This is a genomic window from Streptomyces ficellus, assembly GCF_030406405.1.
GTDB classification, from domain to species: domain Bacteria; phylum Actinomycetota; class Actinomycetes; order Streptomycetales; family Streptomycetaceae; genus Streptomyces; species Streptomyces ficellus_B.
Genome location: NZ_JAUEPL010000020.1, coordinates 1 through 16541 on the forward strand (window position 1 = coordinate 1; position 16541 = coordinate 16541).

14 protein-coding genes are annotated in these 16541 nt (G+C 72.7%); 9 read left to right on the forward strand and 5 right to left on the reverse strand.

Annotation, left to right across the window (positions count from 1 at the left end):
• Window positions 1–108: 108 nt before the first annotated feature.
• The 3 genes from QWM81_RS15085 to QWM81_RS15095 are packed head-to-tail and all read right to left on the reverse strand — an operon-like array spanning window position 109 to window position 2042.
• On the reverse strand, window positions 109–474 hold the full coding sequence (locus QWM81_RS15085; RefSeq protein WP_290112473.1) for a DUF488 domain-containing protein: 366 nt from the start codon (window positions 472–474) through the stop codon (window positions 109–111).
• Window positions 475–483: 9 nt separating this feature from the next.
• Window positions 484–1725, reverse strand: a complete 1242-nt coding sequence (locus tag QWM81_RS15090; protein ID WP_290112474.1) for an NAD(P)/FAD-dependent oxidoreductase — start codon at window positions 1723–1725, stop codon at window positions 484–486.
• Window positions 1722–2042, reverse strand: coding sequence for a bifunctional 3-phenylpropionate/cinnamic acid dioxygenase ferredoxin subunit (locus tag QWM81_RS15095; protein WP_290112475.1), 321 nt, complete (start codon window positions 2040–2042; stop codon window positions 1722–1724). The genes QWM81_RS15090 and QWM81_RS15095 overlap by 4 nt, the downstream gene beginning before the upstream one ends.
• A 232-nt stretch (window positions 2043–2274) precedes the next feature.
• Here QWM81_RS15095 and QWM81_RS15100 point away from each other — a divergent pair, with 232 nt between their 5' ends.
• The 9 genes from QWM81_RS15100 to QWM81_RS15140 all read left to right on the forward strand — a co-directional run bounded on the left by QWM81_RS15100 (window position 2275) and on the right by QWM81_RS15140 (window position 14690).
• Window positions 2275–3018 (forward strand): IclR family transcriptional regulator, encoded by a 744-nt coding sequence (locus QWM81_RS15100; protein WP_353938306.1) that lies wholly within the window; start codon window positions 2275–2277, stop codon window positions 3016–3018.
• A gap of 546 nt (window positions 3019–3564) precedes the next feature.
• Entirely contained in the window at window positions 3565–4650 is a 1086-nt protein-coding gene (locus QWM81_RS15105) for an S-(hydroxymethyl)mycothiol dehydrogenase (RefSeq protein WP_290112477.1), read from the forward strand.
• On the forward strand, window positions 4647–5273 hold the full coding sequence (locus QWM81_RS15110; RefSeq protein ID WP_290112478.1) for an MBL fold metallo-hydrolase: 627 nt from the start codon (window positions 4647–4649) through the stop codon (window positions 5271–5273). Before QWM81_RS15105 ends, QWM81_RS15110 begins: the two co-directional genes overlap by 4 nt.
• Before the next feature lie 39 nt (window positions 5274–5312).
• Window positions 5313–7751: a GcvT family protein gene (locus QWM81_RS15115; protein WP_290112479.1), complete on the forward strand. Its 2439-nt coding sequence runs from the start codon at window positions 5313–5315 to the stop codon at window positions 7749–7751.
• 12 nt (window positions 7752–7763) lie between these two features.
• Window positions 7764–8918 (forward strand): N-methyl-L-tryptophan oxidase, encoded by a 1155-nt coding sequence (solA, locus tag QWM81_RS15120; protein WP_290112480.1) that lies wholly within the window; start codon window positions 7764–7766, stop codon window positions 8916–8918.
• Window positions 8919–8928: 10 nt separating this feature from the next.
• The gene (locus QWM81_RS15125) at window positions 8929–10059 is read left to right on the forward strand and encodes an aromatic ring-hydroxylating oxygenase subunit alpha (protein WP_290112481.1); all 1131 of its coding nucleotides are present in this window, start codon (window positions 8929–8931) and stop codon (window positions 10057–10059) included.
• Entirely contained in the window at window positions 10052–11524 is a 1473-nt protein-coding gene (locus tag QWM81_RS15130; RefSeq protein WP_290112482.1) for an aldehyde dehydrogenase family protein, read from the forward strand. Before QWM81_RS15125 ends, QWM81_RS15130 begins: the two co-directional genes overlap by 8 nt.
• Window positions 11525–11553: 29 nt before the next feature.
• The gene (locus tag QWM81_RS15135) at window positions 11554–13134 is read left to right on the forward strand and encodes an APC family permease (protein ID WP_290112483.1); all 1581 of its coding nucleotides are present in this window, start codon (window positions 11554–11556) and stop codon (window positions 13132–13134) included.
• The gene (locus QWM81_RS15140; RefSeq protein ID WP_290112484.1) at window positions 13131–14690 is read left to right on the forward strand and encodes a GMC family oxidoreductase; all 1560 of its coding nucleotides are present in this window, start codon (window positions 13131–13133) and stop codon (window positions 14688–14690) included. The genes QWM81_RS15135 and QWM81_RS15140 overlap by 4 nt, the downstream gene beginning before the upstream one ends.
• 88 nt (window positions 14691–14778) lie before the next feature.
• Here QWM81_RS15140 and QWM81_RS15145 read toward each other — a convergent pair whose 3' ends face one another.
• Together QWM81_RS15145 and QWM81_RS15150 are read right to left on the reverse strand one after the other, a co-directional pair.
• Window positions 14779–16134 carry a carbohydrate-binding protein gene (locus QWM81_RS15145; protein ID WP_290112485.1) on the reverse strand — a complete coding sequence of 452 codons (1356 nt, stop codon included), beginning with the start codon at window positions 16132–16134 and terminating at the stop codon, window positions 14779–14781.
• A gap of 192 nt (window positions 16135–16326) precedes the next feature.
• Window positions 16327–16536, reverse strand: coding sequence for a DUF6059 family protein (locus QWM81_RS15150; protein ID WP_290112486.1), 210 nt, complete (start codon window positions 16534–16536; stop codon window positions 16327–16329).
• Between the last annotated feature and the right edge of the window lie 5 nt (window positions 16537–16541).

Genomic DNA, 16541 nt, shown 5'->3' on the forward strand with positions numbered 1-16541 from the left:
CCCGGCCCGGCGTGCCTGCCCGGCCCGGCGCGGCTGCCCGGCCCGGCGCGGCTGCTATGCCCGGCGCGCCCGTCGCGCCCGTCGCGCCCGAGCCGGAACCGGAACCCGTCACCGCTTGAGGTGCTCGGCGAGCACGGCCGCGTGGCTGTGCTCCGGTTCCCTGGAGGCCGTGAGCAGCGTGAGCGGGCCCTGCCGGGCCAGCCCGCGCAGCCGGCCGAGCGCCTCGGCCGCCTCCGGAGCGGCGAGCTCGGCCTCGTACCGCTTACGGAACTCCTCGTACGCGCCCTCCGTTCCGTGGTACCAGCGCCGCAGCTCGGTCGACGGGGTGAGGGACTTGGGCCACTCGTCGATGTGCGCGTCCGCCGTGGACAGCCCGCGCGGCCAGAGCCGGTCGACGAGGACCCGCAGCCCGTCGTCCGGCCGGGCCGGATCGTAGACGCGGCGAATCCGCAAGGGGTGTGCGGTTCGTGCCATATATCCAGGTTAGGCGGCGGAGGCAGGCTGGGCAGTCCGGGCGAGTTCGCGGCGTATCCGCATGAAGGGGCGGGGCCGGTCGACGGCCAGTGCCGCCGTCGTGACGCCGTCGCGCTCGTACAGGGCGAGGAAACCGTCCCCTCCCGTGGAGCCCTCGGCGATACGGACGGTGTCGCCGTCGCGGCGCCGTCCCGCGAACTGGATGCGGGAGCCGTACTGGTCCGACCAGAAGTAGGGAAGCGGCCGGGCGCGGTCGACGGTCCGCCCGGCGAGCAGGTTGCGTACGGCGACGGCCGGCTGCTGGGTGGCGCTGGTCCAGTGTTCGGCGCGCACCCCGCCGACCCTGGCCACGTCACCGACGGCCACCACCCGCGGCAGCGCGGTGACGCAGCCGTCGTCGCAGAGCACGCCGTCGCCGAGCGCGAGCGTGGAGCCCGCGAGCCAGCCGGTGTTGGGTACGGCTCCGATGCCGACGACGACCACGTCGGCGGGCAGCCGTCGCCCGTCGCCCAGTTCGACCGCGGTGACGGCCGGCGTGCCGTGCAGGCGGGCCACCGGCGCGCCGGTGATCAGCCGTGTTCCGCCGCGCGGGTGCAGCGCGGCGCACACCTCGGCCATCTCGCGGCCGAGCTGGGGGACGAGCGGGAGCGGGGCGGCTTCCACGACCGTGACGTCATGGCCGAGCGTGGCGCACGAGGAGGCCGTCTCGGCGCCGATGAAGCCGCCGCCGATGACGACCACGCGGCGCGGCCCGCCGGCCAGTTCGGCCCGCAGGGCCCGGGCGTCGTCGAGGGTACGGAGGGTGTGGACGCCGGCGAGGGCGGCGCCCCCGGGCAGTCGGCGGGCGGACGCGCCTGTCGCGATGACGACGCCATCGGTCGATACCGTGCGCCCGTCCTCCAGCAGTACGGTGCGGCCGCGCGGGTCAAGGCCACGCGCGCGGGTGCCGAGCAGCCACTCGGCGGCCAGTTGGCCCTCCTCCTCGGCGTCGGTGAGGGCGAGGTGCCCCTCGTCCGCCCCGCCGCCGGTAGAGCCGGTCGAACCGGTAGAGCCGGTCTGACCTGTCGCGCCGGCCGAACCGGTCGAGCCGGTCGAGCCGGTGAGGAACTCCTTGGACAGCGGCGGCCGGTCGTACGGCCGGTGCGGCTCCTCCCCCACGATCACCAGGCGTCCGTCGAACCCCTGGGCGCGCAGCTCACGGGCCGCGTACAGGCCGGCGAGCGAGGCGCCGACCACGGTCACGGTCCTCATGCCGCGGTGCCCTCCTGTACGGCCGGACGGACGTGGATCACTCCGTCGCTGACGGTCACCTGGTGGGTACGGACCGGGCGCCGGGCGGGCAGGCAGGTCGGCTGCCCGGTGCGGAGATCGAATGAGGCGGCGTGGAGCGGGCATTCGACCAGACAGCCTTCCAGCCATCCCTCCGACAGAGAGGCGTCCTGGTGGCTGCAGGTGTCGTCGATGGCGTACAGCTCGCCATCGGCGTTGAACACCGCGATGGGCGGTGTGGTGTCGATGCGGATGGATTCACCCACGGGAAGGTCTTCCAGGCGGCAGACGGGAATCACGGGCCCCCCTCTTGGTCCAGACTCTTGGGTAACATGACGTTTCACATGGCGCACGAGGGAGCGCTATGCGCAACAGAATCCGGTCGGGATGCCCGCCGCGTCAAGGGCTTCCCGAAGATGCGGCCCGAACGGGCCGCAAGGTGGTGAGAGTTGAGCTATGACCCGCAACCAGACAGTGGCTGACCAGACCGAGGAGAGCCGGGAGCGGACTCCCAAGGGAGCGGCGGGCGCGATCCAGTCGGTGGACCGCGCGGTGAGCGTCCTGGAGATCCTCGCGCGGCACGGCGAGGCCGGTGTCACCGACATCGCCGACGAGCTGGACGTACACAAGTCGACGGCCTTCCGGCTGCTCGGTGTGCTGGAGAACCGGGGCCTGGTCTCACAGGCCCAGGACCGCGGCAAATACTTCCTGGGAGCCGGCGTCCTGCGCCTGGCGGGGGCGGCGGCAGTACGCCTGGACATCTCCCAGGAGGGCGCCCCCGTCTGCCGGGAACTCGCCGACGAACTGGGCGAGACGGTCAACATCGCGGTGCTGGACGACGACGCCGCGGTCAACATCATGCAGGCGCGCGGCCCCGCGTCCGTCACGGCGCAGAACTGGCTGGGCAGACGCACCCCGCTGCACGCCACCTCCAGCGGCAAGGTGCTGCTCGCGCACCTGCCGCTCACGCTGCGCGAAGGGCTGCTAGCGCGGGCGCTGCCGAGGTTCACCGAGCACACGGTGACCAGCGCCGGGATGCTGCGCGGCGAGCTGGAGGCCGTGCACGCGCAGGGATTCGCGCTGGCGGCGGAGGAGCTGGAGCTGGGGCTGAACGCGGCGGCCGCGCCCGTGCGGGCCCACGACGGCAAGGTGATCGGCGCGCTGAGCGTGTCGGGCCCGGCGTACCGGCTGGCGCGGGACCGGCTGCCGGAGCTGGCGCGGCGCACGGTGAAGGCGGCCGACGAACTGTCGCGGCGGATGGGGTACGGCTTCTGAGCCGATGGGCCAGGGGCACGGGCCAGGGGCCGCGGCCACGTGGCACGGGCACGGGCACGGGGTGCGGGCACGGGCCGCCGGCCACGGTCACGGCTACGAGCACGGGCCACGGGCACGGCGTGCGGGCGCGGGCCGCCGGCCACGGTCACGGCCACGGGCACGGCCACGGGCACGGCCACGGGCACGGCCACGGGCACGGGCACGGGCACGGGCACGGGCACGGCCACGGGCACGGGCACGGGCACGGCCACGGGCACGGTCCACGGGCCACGGCTTCCGCGCCGAGGGGGCGCGGGCTGCGCGCTCGGCGCCAAGCGCGCTACGGGGGCGACGGCGGACCACCGGAAAGGCCGGATACGGCGTTACCCAGCGAGGCGGGGCCGGGGAAACCTGGTCCCGCCTCGTCGTGTGTCGGGAGCGTTTCCCGGTGGGAGACGGTTTTGCCCGCCGTTAACGCCCACCTCTTGACGGCGACTTGTCGGCGTTCCCAGTATGTTCCCCGTCGCGCAACACATAGCGCATTGCGCAACAGCAGAGGAGTCTGTCGTGCCGCATGAGGTCCGTGCCGTCGTCGCCGTGAAGAAGGGCGCACCCGTCGAGGTGCAGACGATCGTGGTTCCCGATCCGGGACCCGGTGAGGTGCTCGTCTCCGTCCAGGCCTGCGGGGTCTGCCATACGGATCTGCACTACCGGGAGGGCGCCATCAACGACGACTTCCCGTTCCTCCTCGGCCACGAGGCGGCCGGCACGGTCGAGTCCGTGGGCGACGGCGTCAGCGGCCTGGCCCCCGGCGACTATGTGGTCATCGCCTGGCGGGCCCCGTGCGGGGACTGCCGGTCCTGCCGCCGCGGCCGCCCCTGGTACTGCTTCGACTCCCGCAACGCCGCCCAGCCCATGACGCTGCTGGACGGCACGCCCCTGTCGCCCGCGCTCGGCATCGGCGCGTTCGCCGAGAAGACACTGGTCGCCGCCGGGCAGGCGGTGAAGATCGACCCGGCCGCCCGGCCGGAGGCGGCGGGGCTCATCGGCTGTGGGGTGATGGCCGGTTACGGCGCGGCGGTGAACACCGGCAACGTCGGCCGGGGCGACACCGTCGCCGTCATCGGCTGCGGCGGGGTCGGCGACGCCGCCATCGCGGGTGCCTCACTGGCCGGGGCGCGGCGCGTGATCGCCGTCGACATCGACGACCGCAAGCTCGACGCGGCCACCGCCTTCGGCGCGACGCACACGGTCAACTCCCGTGGTACGGACCCGGTCGAGGCGGTACGCGAGCTCACCGGCGGCTTCGGGGTGGACGTCGCGATCGACGCGGTGGGGCGCCCCGAGACGTACCGGCAGGCCTTCTACATGCGCGACCACGCGGGAGTGCTGGTGCAGGTGGGCGTGCCCGACCCGGACATGCGGATCGACCTGCCCCTCATCGACCTGTTCTCGCGCGGCGGCGCGCTGAAGTCGTCCTGGTACGGGGACTGCCTGCCCAGCCGGGACTTCCCCATCCTCATCGACCAGTACCTGAGCGGCCGCCTGGACCTGGGCGCGTTCGTCACCGAGACGATCGCCCTGGACCAGGTCGAGAGCGCCTTCGCGAAGATGCACCGCGGCGAGGTCCTGCGCTCGGTGGTCGTCCTGTGACCCGCGACAGCGGTGTACGGGCCGAACGTCTGGTCACCTCCGGCACGTTCAGCCTCGACGGGGAGACGTTCGACGTCGACAACAACGTGTGGCTCGTCGGGGACGACGACGAGGTGCTGATCGTCGACGCCGCCCACGACGCGCCCGCGATCGCGGCGGCCGTCGCGGGGCGCCGGGTCACCGCCATCGTGTGCACCCACGGCCACGACGACCACATCGGCGCGGCGCCCGCCCTCGCCGACGCCACGGGCGCGCCCGTCCTGCTGCACCCCGCCGACCGCGAGCTGTGGGACACCGTCCACCCGGGGCGCAAGCCGGACGGCGAACTGCGCGACGGGCAGCCGCTGCTCGTCGCCGGGGTGGAGGCACGGGTGCTGCACACGCCCGGGCACACCTGGGGCGCGTGCAGCCTCCACGTGCCGTTCCTGGACGCCGTGTTCAGCGGCGACACGCTGTTCCACGGCGGTCCGGGGGCGACCGGCCGCTCGTACTCCGACCACCCGACGATCCTGGCGTCCATCCGCCGGAGGCTGCTGACCCTGCCCGGCGGCACCGTCGTCCACACCGGGCACGGCCCGGACACCACCATCGCCGCCGAGCGGCCGAACGTACCCACCGTGTAGGGCTCTCCCACGCTTCCCCCACCCGAATCAAGGAGGGGCATGTCCAGCACGTCCCGAACCAACCCCCGTGTCGTGGTCATCGGCGCCGGCATCGTCGGCTGCTCCCTCGCCGACGAGCTGACCGCCCGCGGCTGGACCGACGTCACCGTCCTCGAACAGGGGCCGCTCCCCTCCCCCGGCGGCTCGACCTCGCACGCCCCGGGTCTGGTCTTCCAGACCAACGCGTCCAAGACGCTCACCGAGTTCGCCGCGTACACCGTCGAGAAGTTCAGCGCCCTGGAGGCCGACGGGCAGCCCTGCTTCCACCGCGTCGGGGGCCTGGAGTTGGCCACCACCGAGGAACGCCTCGCCGAGCTGCACCGCAGGGCCGGGTACGCCGCGTCCTGGGGCGTGCGCGGCGAGCTGATCCCGGCGTCCCGCTGCAAGGAACTGTGGCCGCTGCTCGACGAGAGCAAGGTCCTCGGCGGCTTCCTCACCCCCGACGACGGGCTCGCCCGCGCCGTCCTCGCCTGCCGCGCCCAGAGGGCACGCGCCGAAGCGCGCGGGGCCCGCTTCCTGGAGCGGCACACCGTCACCGGCATCGAGAAGGACAACGGCCGGGTGACCGGGGTCGTCACCGACCGGGGCGCCTTCCCCGCCGACCACGTCGTGTCGGCCGCCGGCTTCTGGGGCCCGGTCATCGGCCGCATGGCCGGGGTCGACGTGCCGCTGCTGCCGCTCGCACACCAGTACGCGAAGACCCGCCCGCTGCCGGAACTGGCCGGCGCGTCCGCCGAGGCGTCCCGGCCCATCCTGCGCTTCCAGGACCGGGACCTGTACTTCCGTGAGCACGCCGACCGCATCGGCATCGGCAGTTACGCGCACAGGCCGCTGCCCGTGGACCCGTTCACGGTCCCCGCGTACGACGAGGCACCCGTCATGCCCTCGTCGTACCCGTTCACGCCCGAGGACTTCGCCCCCAGCTGGGAGGAGTGCGCCCAGCTGCTGCCCGCGCTGGGGAGGAGCGAGGTGGAGGAGGGCTTCAACGGCGTCTTCTCCTTCACCCCCGACGGGATGCCGGTCCTCGGCGAGTCGCGCGACCTGCGCGGCTTCTGGCTGGCCGAGGCGGTGTGGGTCACGCACTCGGCGGGCGTGGCGAGGGCCGTCGCCGAGTGGATGGTCGACGGGCGGCCCCGGGCGGACGTCCACGAGTGCGACCTGACGCGGTTCGAGGACGTGCAGCGCTCCCCCGCGTACGTCCACGACCGCGGCGCCCAGCAGTTCGTCGAGGTGTACGACGTCATCCACCCGCTCCAGCCCATGGAGCGGCCTCGGCCGCTGCGGGTGAGCCCCTTCCACCCCAGGCAGCAGCAGCTCGGCGCGTACTTCCTGGAGGGCGGCGGCTGGGAGCGGCCGCACTGGTACGAGGCGAACGCCCCGCTCGCCGAGGGCCTGGACCTGCCGGAGCGGGACGCCTGGTCGGCCCGCCACTGGTCGCCGGTCGCGGCCGCCGAGGCGAAGGCCACGCGCGAGAGGGTGGCGCTGTACGACATGACGCCGCTGCGCCGCCTGGAGGTCACCGGCCCCGGCGCCCTGGCGTTCCTCCAGCGCATGACCACCAACAACCTCGCCAAGAAGCCGGGCGCCGTCACCTACACGCTGCTCCTGGACGCCACCGGCGGCATCCGCTCGGACCTCACCGTGGCGCGGCTCGCGCAGGACCGGTTCCAGATCGGCGCCAACAGCCGCGCCGACGAGGACTGGCTGCTGCGCCACGCGCCGGGAGACGTGGAGATCCGTGACATCACCTCCGGGACCTGCTGCGTCGGGGTGTGGGGGCCGCTCGCCCGCGACCTGGTGCAGCCGCTGACGCGCGACGACTTCTCGCACAAGGGCTTCGGCTACTTCCGGGCCAAGCAGACCTACCTCGGCCATGTGCCGGTGACGGCGATGCGGCTGAGTTACGTGGGCGAGCTGGGCTGGGAGCTGTACACCAGCGCCGACCTGGGGCTGCGGCTGTGGGACACGCTGTGGGAGGCCGGGCAGGAGCACGGGGTCGTCGCGGCCGGGCGGTCGGCGTTCAACAGCCTGCGCCTGGAGAAGGGCTACCGCTCCTGGGGTCACGACATGACGGCAGAGCACACTCCCGACGAGGCGGGTGTCGGCTTCGCCGTCCGTATGGACAAGGGCGACTTCATGGGCCGTGACGCGCTGGCCGCCCGGCCGGAGGCCGTCGAGCGCAGGCTCACCGCGCTGCTGCTGGACGATCCGGCGGCCGTCGTGCTCGGCAAGGAGCCGGTGTACGTCGGCGGGACGCCGGCCGGGTACGTGACCAGCGCCTCGTACGGCTACACGCTGGGCCGCTGCGTCGCCTACGCCTGGCTGCCGCCGCTGGCCACCGGCACTGCCGTGTCCGTGGAGTACCTCGGCGAGAAGGTCCCGGCGACGGTCGCGGACGAGCCGCTGTTCGACCCCGAGATGAGCCGTATCCGCCGCTGAGGAGGACGATCCGTGTCACCCACCTATGACGTCATCGTGGTCGGCCTCGGCGGGATGGGCAGCGCCGCCGCCCACCACCTGTCCGCGCGGGGCGCCCGCGTGCTGGGCCTGGAGAAGTTCGGCCCGGTCCACAACCGGGGCTCCAGCCACGGCGGCTCCCGCATCACCCGCCAGTCGTACTTCGAGGACCCGGCCTACGTGCCGCTGCTGCTGCGCGCCTACGAGCTGTACGAGCGACTGGAGCGCGACACCGGGCGCGACATCGCCACCCTGTGCGGCGGCCTGATGCTCGGCCGCCCGGACTCCCGTACCGTCGCCGGATCGCTGCTGTCGGCCGAGCGGTGGGGCCTGCCGCACGAGATGCTCGACGCCACGGAGATCCGCCGCCGCTTCCCGACCCTGACACCCGGCGACGGCGAGGTGGCGCTGTACGAGCGGCGGGCCGGCCTGCTCCGCCCGGAGAACACGGTCGCCGCCCACCTCCAGCTCGCCACCCGCGCCGGCGCGGACCTGCACTTCGAGGAGCCGCTGCTGCGCTGGGAGCCGTACCGCGACGGCGTGCGCGTCCACACCGCCGAGAACACCTACACGGCCGGGCAGTTGGTGATCTGCCCGGGCGCGTGGGCACCGCGGCTGCTCACCGACCTGGACGTGCCGTTCACCATCGAACGGCAGGTCATGTACTGGTTCCAGCCCGAGGGCGGCACCGGGCCCTTCGTCCCGGAGAACCACCCCGTCTACATCTGGCAGGACGCGGACGACGTCCAGATCTACGGGTTCCCGGCGATCGACGGCCCGGAGCTGGGCGCCAAGGTGGCCTTCTTCCGCAGGGGCACCGTCTGCACCCCGGAGACCATCGAGCGGACCGTGCACGCCCACGAGGTGGTGGCGATGGCCGGCCAAGCCGCCCGGCTGCTCCCGGCCCTCCCCGGCCGCTTCCTGAAGGCCGCGACCTGCATGTACTCCAACACGCCCGACGAGCACTTCGTGATCGCCCGCCACCCGCGGCACCCGGAGTCGGTCACCGTCGCCTGCGGATTCTCCGGGCACGGCTTCAAGTTCGTGCCGGTCGTCGGCGAGATCGTCGCCGACCTCGCGCTGACCGGCACCACGGACCACCCCATCGAGCTCTTCGACCCCCGACGCCTGACCGCGTTGTCCGCATAGGGAGCCAGCCGTGACGACAACACCCCTGTCCCCCAGCCTGATAGCGACGCTCCCCGGCCACTACTACACCGACCCCGCCGTCTTCCGGCAGGAGCAGGAGCGGCTCTTCGAGTCCCTGTGGTTCTGCGCGGTGCGCAGCGCCGACCTCGACAAGCCCGGCGCGTTCCGTACGGTCCAGGTGGGCCGCGAGAGCGTCGTCGTCACCCGCAACCGGGCCGGCGAGCTGCGCGCCTTCCTCAACATCTGCCGTCACCGGGGCGCCCGGCTGTGCCTGGAGGAATCCGGCGAGGTGCGCCGCACCCTCCAGTGCCCGTACCACGCCTGGACGTACGACCTGGACGGCACGCTGGTGGCGGCGCCGAACCTGACGAAGATGCCCGACGTCGACCGCACCGCGTACGGCCTGGTGGGCGTGGAGCTGCGCGAGTGGCTGGGGTACGCCTGGGTGTGCCTCGCCGACGAGCCGCCGTCCTTCGAGGAGACGGTGATCGGCGCGGCGGTGGAGCGGCTCGGGGACGCGGCGTCCATCGAGCGCTACCGGGTCGAGGATCTCGCGCTCGGCCGCCGCGTCACCTACGACGTGAAGGCGAACTGGAAGCTCATCGTCGAGAACTTCATGGAGTGCTACCACTGCGCGACCATCCACCCCGAACTGACCGATGTGCTGCCGGAGTTCGCGGACGGCTACGCGGCGCAGTATTACGTGGGCCACGGCGCCGAGTTCGGTGACGGCGTCAAGGGCTTCACGGTCGACGGCAGCGAGGGCTTCGGCAGGCTGCCGGAGGTCGCCGACGACCAGGACCGCCGGTATTACGCGATCACGGTCAAGCCGACGGTCTTCGTCAACCTCGTCCCGGACCATGTGATCCTGCACCGGATGTTCCCGCTCGCCGAGGACCGCACGGTCGTGGAGTGCGACTGGCTGTACGCGCCCGAGGTCGTCGCGTCGGGCGCGGACGTGTCCAAGTCGGTGGAACTGTTCCACCGGGTCAACGTCCAGGACTTCGACGCGTGCGAGCGCACCCAGCCGGCGATGGCCTCCCGCGCCTACCGGACCGGCGGGGTGCTGGTGCCGACCGAGCACCACATCTCGCTCTTCCACACCTGGCTCACCGAACGGCTGGGAGGCGCCGGTGCCTGATCTCTTCATCGGCGGGGCGTGGACCAGACCCCGCGACGAACGCACCCGTGAGATCCGCTGCCCCGCCGACTCCACGCTCGTCGGCGAGGTGGACGAGGCGGGCGGCAAGGACACGGCGGACGCCATCGCCGCGGCGCGCCGCGCCTTCGACGAGGGCCCGTGGCCCCACACGCCCGCCGCCGCCCGCGGTGACCTGCTGCTGCGCGTGGCGGACCTGCTCGTACGGGACAAGGAGGCGCTGGCGCGCGCCGAGTCGCTGGACACCGGGAAGCGGCTGGTGGAGAGCCGGTACGACATCGACGACGTGGTGAACTGCTTCCGCTACTTCGGGCGGCTGGCCGCGACCGAGACGGGCCGGGTCGTGGAGACCGGGTCGGCTACGGCCGAGAGCCGGGTGGTGTACGAGCCGGCCGGGGTGTGCGCCCTCATCACTCCGTGGAACTATCCGCTGCTCCAGACGGCGTGGAAGGTGGCCCCGGCGCTGGCGGCGGGCAACACCTTCGTCCTCAAGCCGAGCGAGCTGACCCCGCACACGGCGATCCACCTCATGCGGCTGCTGGCGGAGGCGGGCCTTCCGGGCGGCGCCGCCAATCTGGTCCTGGGGGCCGGGCCGGAGGCGGGCGCGCCGCTCGCGGACCATCCGGACGTGGACCTGCTCTCCTTCACGGGCGGTCTGGCCACCGGCCGCCGGCTGATGGCGGCGGCCGCCGGGACGGTGAAGAAGGTGGCCCTCGAACTGGGCGGCAAGAACCCGAACATCGTGTTCGCGGACGCCGGTTTCGAGGCGGCGGTGGACATGGCGCTGACGGCCGTGTTCCTGCACTCGGGGCAGGTGTGCTCGGCCGGGGCGCGGCTGCTGGTGGAGGACTCGCTCCATGACCGGTTCGTGGACGAGGTGGTACGGCGGGCCGGGGAGATCCGGTTGGGCGGGCCGTTCGACGAGCGGGCGCAGACGGGGCCGCTGATCTCGGCCGCGCACCGCGCGAAGGTCGAGGCGTACGTGGCGGGGGGCCTGGCCGAGGGGGCGGTGCTGCGCTGCGGTGGCGCGCGGCCCGAAGGCCCCGCGTACGACGACGGCTTCTACTACCTGCCGACGGTCCTGGACGAGTGCCGCTCGGACATGTCGGTCGTACGGGAGGAGTCGTTCGGCCCGGTCCTGACGGTGGAACGTTTCCGCGACGGGGACGAGGACGGGGCCGTACGGCTGGCCAACGACACCGTCTACGGGCTCGCGGGGGCGGTGTGGACCGGCGACGAGGCCCGGGCGGCGCGGGTGGCGTCCCGGCTGCGGCTGGGCACCGTGTGGATCAACGACTACCACCCGTATCTGCCCCAGGCCGAGTGGGGCGGGTTCAAGCAGTCGGGCACGGGGCGTGAACTCGGACCGGCCGGCCTCGCCGAGTACCGCGAGGCCAAGCACATCTGGCGCAACACCGCTCCCACCGCCCAGGGTTGGTTCGCCTGATCCGACCTCTCCCCCCTCAGGAGTAGCTCATGACGTCTGCACCGCCCGGCCGTCCCCGGATACCGGCCACGTCGGCCAACGGCGACGACGACAACGCCGAACTCGCCGAGTTCGGGTACCGCCCGGAACTCACCCGCACGCTCGGCAACTTCCACACCTTCGCCGCCGGCATCTCGTACATCTCCATCCTCACCGGCACCTTCCAGCTCTTCTACTTCGGTTACGCCAGTGGCGGCCCCGCCTACTGGTGGTCGTGGCCGATGGTGTTCGCGGGCCAGTTCATGGTCGCCCTGTGCTTCGCCGAGCTGGCCGCCCGCTATCCGGTGGCGGGAAGCATCTACAACTGGTCGAAGAAGCTGGGCAATCCGCACGTCGGGTGGCTGGCCGGCTGGATGATGCTGATCGCCTCGATCGTGTCGATCGCGGCCGTCGCCCTCGCCTACCAGCTGACGCTCCCGCAGATCTCTTCTGTCTTCCAGTTCGTGGGGGACGGGACCGGGACGTACGACGTGGCGACCAACGCGGTGGTGCTGGCGGCCGGACTGATCCTGTTCACCACGCTGGTCAACGCCTTCGGGGTGAAGCTGATGGCCCGGATCAACACGGCCGGTGTCTTCATCGAACTGATCGCCACGGTCGTGCTGATCGCACTGCTGGCGGTCAACGTCGTACGCGGCCCGCAGGTCGTCACCGACACGGCGGGCGCGGGCGCGGGCCGGCCGTTCGGATATCTGGGCGCGTTCCTGATCGCCTCGCTGGCCTCGGCGTACGTCATGTACGGGTTCGACACGGCGGCCTCGCTCGGTGAGGAGTCCCTGGACCCCTCGCGCAACGCGCCGCGCGCCATCATCCGGGCGATCGTCGCCTCGTTCGTCCTGGGCGGGCTGATCCTGCTCCTCGCGCTGATGAGCGTGTCGAGCCTGCGCGGTGAGCGGCTGTCCACGGACGGGTTGCAGTACGTGGTGCTGGACGTGCTCGGTCCGACGGCCGGCAAGGCGATGCTGTGGTGCGTGCTGATCGCCGTCACGGTGTGCGCCCTCGCCGTCCACACGGCCGCGGTCCGCCTCGCGTTCGCGATGGCGCGGGACAACAACCTGCCGGCCTCGGGGCGGCTGGCCAAGGTCAGCCCCCGGTTCGGTACGCCGGTCCTGCCGACCGTCATCATCGGGGTCCTGGCGCTGGCGATCCTGGTGGTCAACATCCGCCAGCCGCAGATCTTCACCGTGGTCACCAGCATCGGCATCATCATGATCTACCTGGCGTACCTCCTGGTCACGTTGCCGATGCTGGTGGCACGGCTGCGCGGGAAGTGGCAGCCCGCCGAGGGCCGGTTCTCGCTGGGGCGGTGGGGCCTGCCCGTCAACATCATGGCCGTGCTGTGGGGCGGGGCGATGACGCTGAACCTCATCTGGCCCCGGGCCGCCGTCTACAACGCCACCGCCCCGTACCACTGGTACCTGCGCTGGGGCGCCGTCCTGTTCGTCGGGGCGATCGCCCTGGGGGGCTTCGCCTACTACTGGTTCGTCCAGCGGCACCGTACGGGTGTGCTGGCCGAGCACGCCGCCGCGTCCCCGCGCACCGCCCCGCTGAAGGAGGCCACCACCGCATGAGCGAGGAATCCCCCGAGGAGTTCGACTACGTCGTCGTGGGCGGCGGGACCGCCGGCAATGTCGTCGCCGCCCGGCTGAGCGAGGACCCGTCCGTCACGGTGTGCGTCCTGGAGGCGGGCCCCAGTGACGTCGGGGACGACAACATCCTGCGGCTGGAGCGCTGGATGGGCCTGCTGGAGTCCGGTTACGACTGGGACTACCCGGTCGAGCCGCAGGCTTGCGGCAACAGCTTCATGCGGCACGCCCGCGCCAAGGTGCTCGGCGGCTGCTCGTCGCACAACTCGTGCATCGCCTTCTGGGCGCCGGCGGAGGACCTGGACGACTGGGCGGCGGCGGGCTGTACGGGCTGGAGCGCGGCGGACCTCTTCCCGCTGTACCGGCGCCTGGAGAACAACGACGCCCCGGGTGACCACCACGGCCGCGGCGGCCCGGTGAAGCTGCGCACCCTCAAGGGCGGTGATCCGTGCGGCGCGGCGCTGCTGGAGGCGTGCGCCCAGGCGGGCATCCCCACCACGCCGTTCAACACCGGGACGACGGTGGTACGGGGCGCGGGCTGGTTCCAGATCAACGCGGACGAGAACAACATCCGCCAGTCGTCGTCGGTGGCGTATCTGCACCCGGTCATGGGCAAGCGGCCGAACCTGGAGATACGTACCGGGGTGCGGGCGAAGCGGCTGGTCTTCGAGGGCCGGGCTTGCGTCGGCACGGAGTACCTGGACCGGGACCTGTTGCATACGAGGACGGTGCGGGCCCGGCGCGAGGTGGTCGTGTCGTGCAGTTCCCTCGACACGCCGAAGCTGCTGATGCTGTCGGGCATCGGCCCGGCCGCCCACCTGCGGGAGGTGGGCGTGGAGGTGCTGGTCGACGCCCCGGGGGTCGGGGAGAACCTCCAGGACCACCCCGAGGGGGTGATCATGTGGGAGGCGAAGCAGCCGATGACCACCACGTCGAGCCAGTGGTGGGAGGCGGGCGTCTTCTACGACACCGAACCGGGCCTGGACCGGCCGGACCTGATGTTCCACTACGGCTCGGTGCCCTTCGACATGAACACCGCCCGGCACGGCTATCCGACGTCGGAGAACGCCTTCTGCCTCACGCCCAACGTGACCCGCGCCAAGTCGCGCGGCACGGTGCGGCTGCGCACCCGGGACTACCGGGACAAGCCGGTGGTCGACCCCCGGTACTTCACGCACGAGCACGACGTACGGGTGATGACATACGGGCTGAGGCTCGCGCGCCGGATCGCCGCGCAGCCCGCCCTCGCGGGGTGGGCGGGCGCGGAGCTGGCCCCGGGGCCGGAGGTCCGCGGTGACGACGAGCTGCTGGACTACATCCGCAGGACGCACAACACGGTCTACCACCCGGCGTGCACGGTGCGGATGGGCGCCGACGACGATCCGCTGGCCCCGTTGGACGCCCGGCTGCGGGTCAAGGGCGTTGCGGGGCTGCGGGTGGCGGACGGTTCGGTCATGCCGGACCTCGTCACCGTCAACCCGTGCATCACGACGATGATGATCGGCGAGAAGTGCGCCGATCTGCTGGCGGAGGACCGCTGACACTCCTGACGGGGCGGGACGGGGCGGGGCGGGGCGCGGGCCCGGGTCGGTGGCCGACCCGGGCTTCGCTTCCGCTTCGCCCGCCGGGTCAGACGCGCTGCCAGAGTGCCGGGGTGCCCTCCGGCCGCCAGCCGGGCTGGGCCTGGTGCGACTGGACGCACCGGTAGGTGACGCCGCCGTGGCTGACCTGGTCGCCGACGCGGTAGACCTTGCCCGCGGCCCAGGTGGCGCCCGCCTTGCCGGTGTCGCCCGGGTCGGTGGCGTTGGTCTTCAGCGTCACCTGGAAGTCCTGGAGCAGCGGGTTGATGGGCTGGTGGAAGGTGGTGCCGCCGTCCTTGCAGTTGCCGGAGCCGCCGGAGGTGACGCCCTGGGCCTGGGCGCCGGAGATGTAGGGGCCGCCCGAGTCGCCCGGTTCGGCGCAGACCGTGGTGCGGGTCAGGCCCTTCACGGTGCCCTGGAGGTAGGACACGCTGGTGTTGTGCTGCTCGATCGTGCCGCAGTGCCAGCCGGTGGTGGAGCCGGAGCGGCAGATGGAGGCGCCCACGAGGGCCTCGGTCGAGCCGGCGACCTCGACGTTCTGGTCGCCCTGGCCCTTGACGTACGCTGTGGCGCCCCAGTCCGCGTTGGTGGCCACCCAGGCCATGTCCTTGCCGGGGAAGGTGGACGCCTTGAAGGTGCCCTGGGCGACCTTGTTGTGACCGGTCGTCGCGGCGCCGGCCTGGCCGCAGTGCCCGGCCGTGGCGAAGCCCTGCTGGCCGGCGGCGGTGACGGCGAAGCCGACGGAGCAGCGGCTGTCGCCGATGTAGTAGGCGTCGCCGCCGCGGATGTCGTGCAGCGGACGCGGCCGCTCGGTCGTCGCCTTGACGCGTACGAGGGACCGGTCGATTCCGGTGGCGGTGAGGAAGACCTCGGCGGCGGCGGGCTTGGCGGCCTCCAGCGTCACGCTGTTGGTGCGCAGGTCGACGTACCAGACGGGGGCGTCGGTGGTCTTGGTACGGACGGAGCCCTGGTCCAGCTTGGCCTTGGCGGCGTCGAGTTGCGCGAGGGCGTGGCGGACCACCTTGGGCTCGGCGCCGCCCGCCTTGATGGTGGCGGTGTCGGCCGCGTCGGTGGTGGCGACGGTGAGGGTGGCGGCGACGGGCCCGCTCAGCCACGCGCCGGCGAAGCGGGGGCCCAGGGCGTTCTGGAGGCGGCCGGCGCGGGCGCCCGCCTCGGCCTCGTTGCGCAGCCGGGTCTCGGCCTGGGCGCGGGTCAGGCCCAGGTCGCGCTGCATGGCGTCGAGCAGCGCGGGGGAGGGCTTGTCGGCGCCGAGGGTCTGGGTCGCCGTGGGCGTGGCGGGCGGCGCGGGCGATTCGGCGGCGGTCGCGCCGGGCGGGCCGGCCAGCACGAGCGCGCCGACGGCGGTGAGGGTGGCGCACGCGACGGTGGCGTGTCTGTGGAGCATCGGGTGTCACCTCTGTTCGGTGGAGGACGTGCCGAACCGTAGGTGTTTCCGAAACGCCGCCCGAGAATGTCGGTTTGTCTGTTCTTAGGCTTTACGGGAGACGGGGCCACCCGCCATGCGGCGTAACGCCGCCGACGGCTGCGCGCGGCAGGCGGCTGCGGCTGCCGGACCGGGGTCACGACAGCCGCGGCGTCACCTCCGGCCCCTCGCCGGCGCCGTCAGCCGCTGCCACAGCGCCAGCTCGGCGGGGGTCGGCGGGAGGTCGGGGCGCAGCCGTTCGGGGTGGCCCCGCGGCGGGCTCAGGGCGGGGCGCGCCTCCAACGGCGGCGGCAACGGTACGCCCAGCCACATCCACCCGGCCGCGACCAGGGCGTCGTAGCAGCCGCGCAGAACCCGTGTCACGGTCC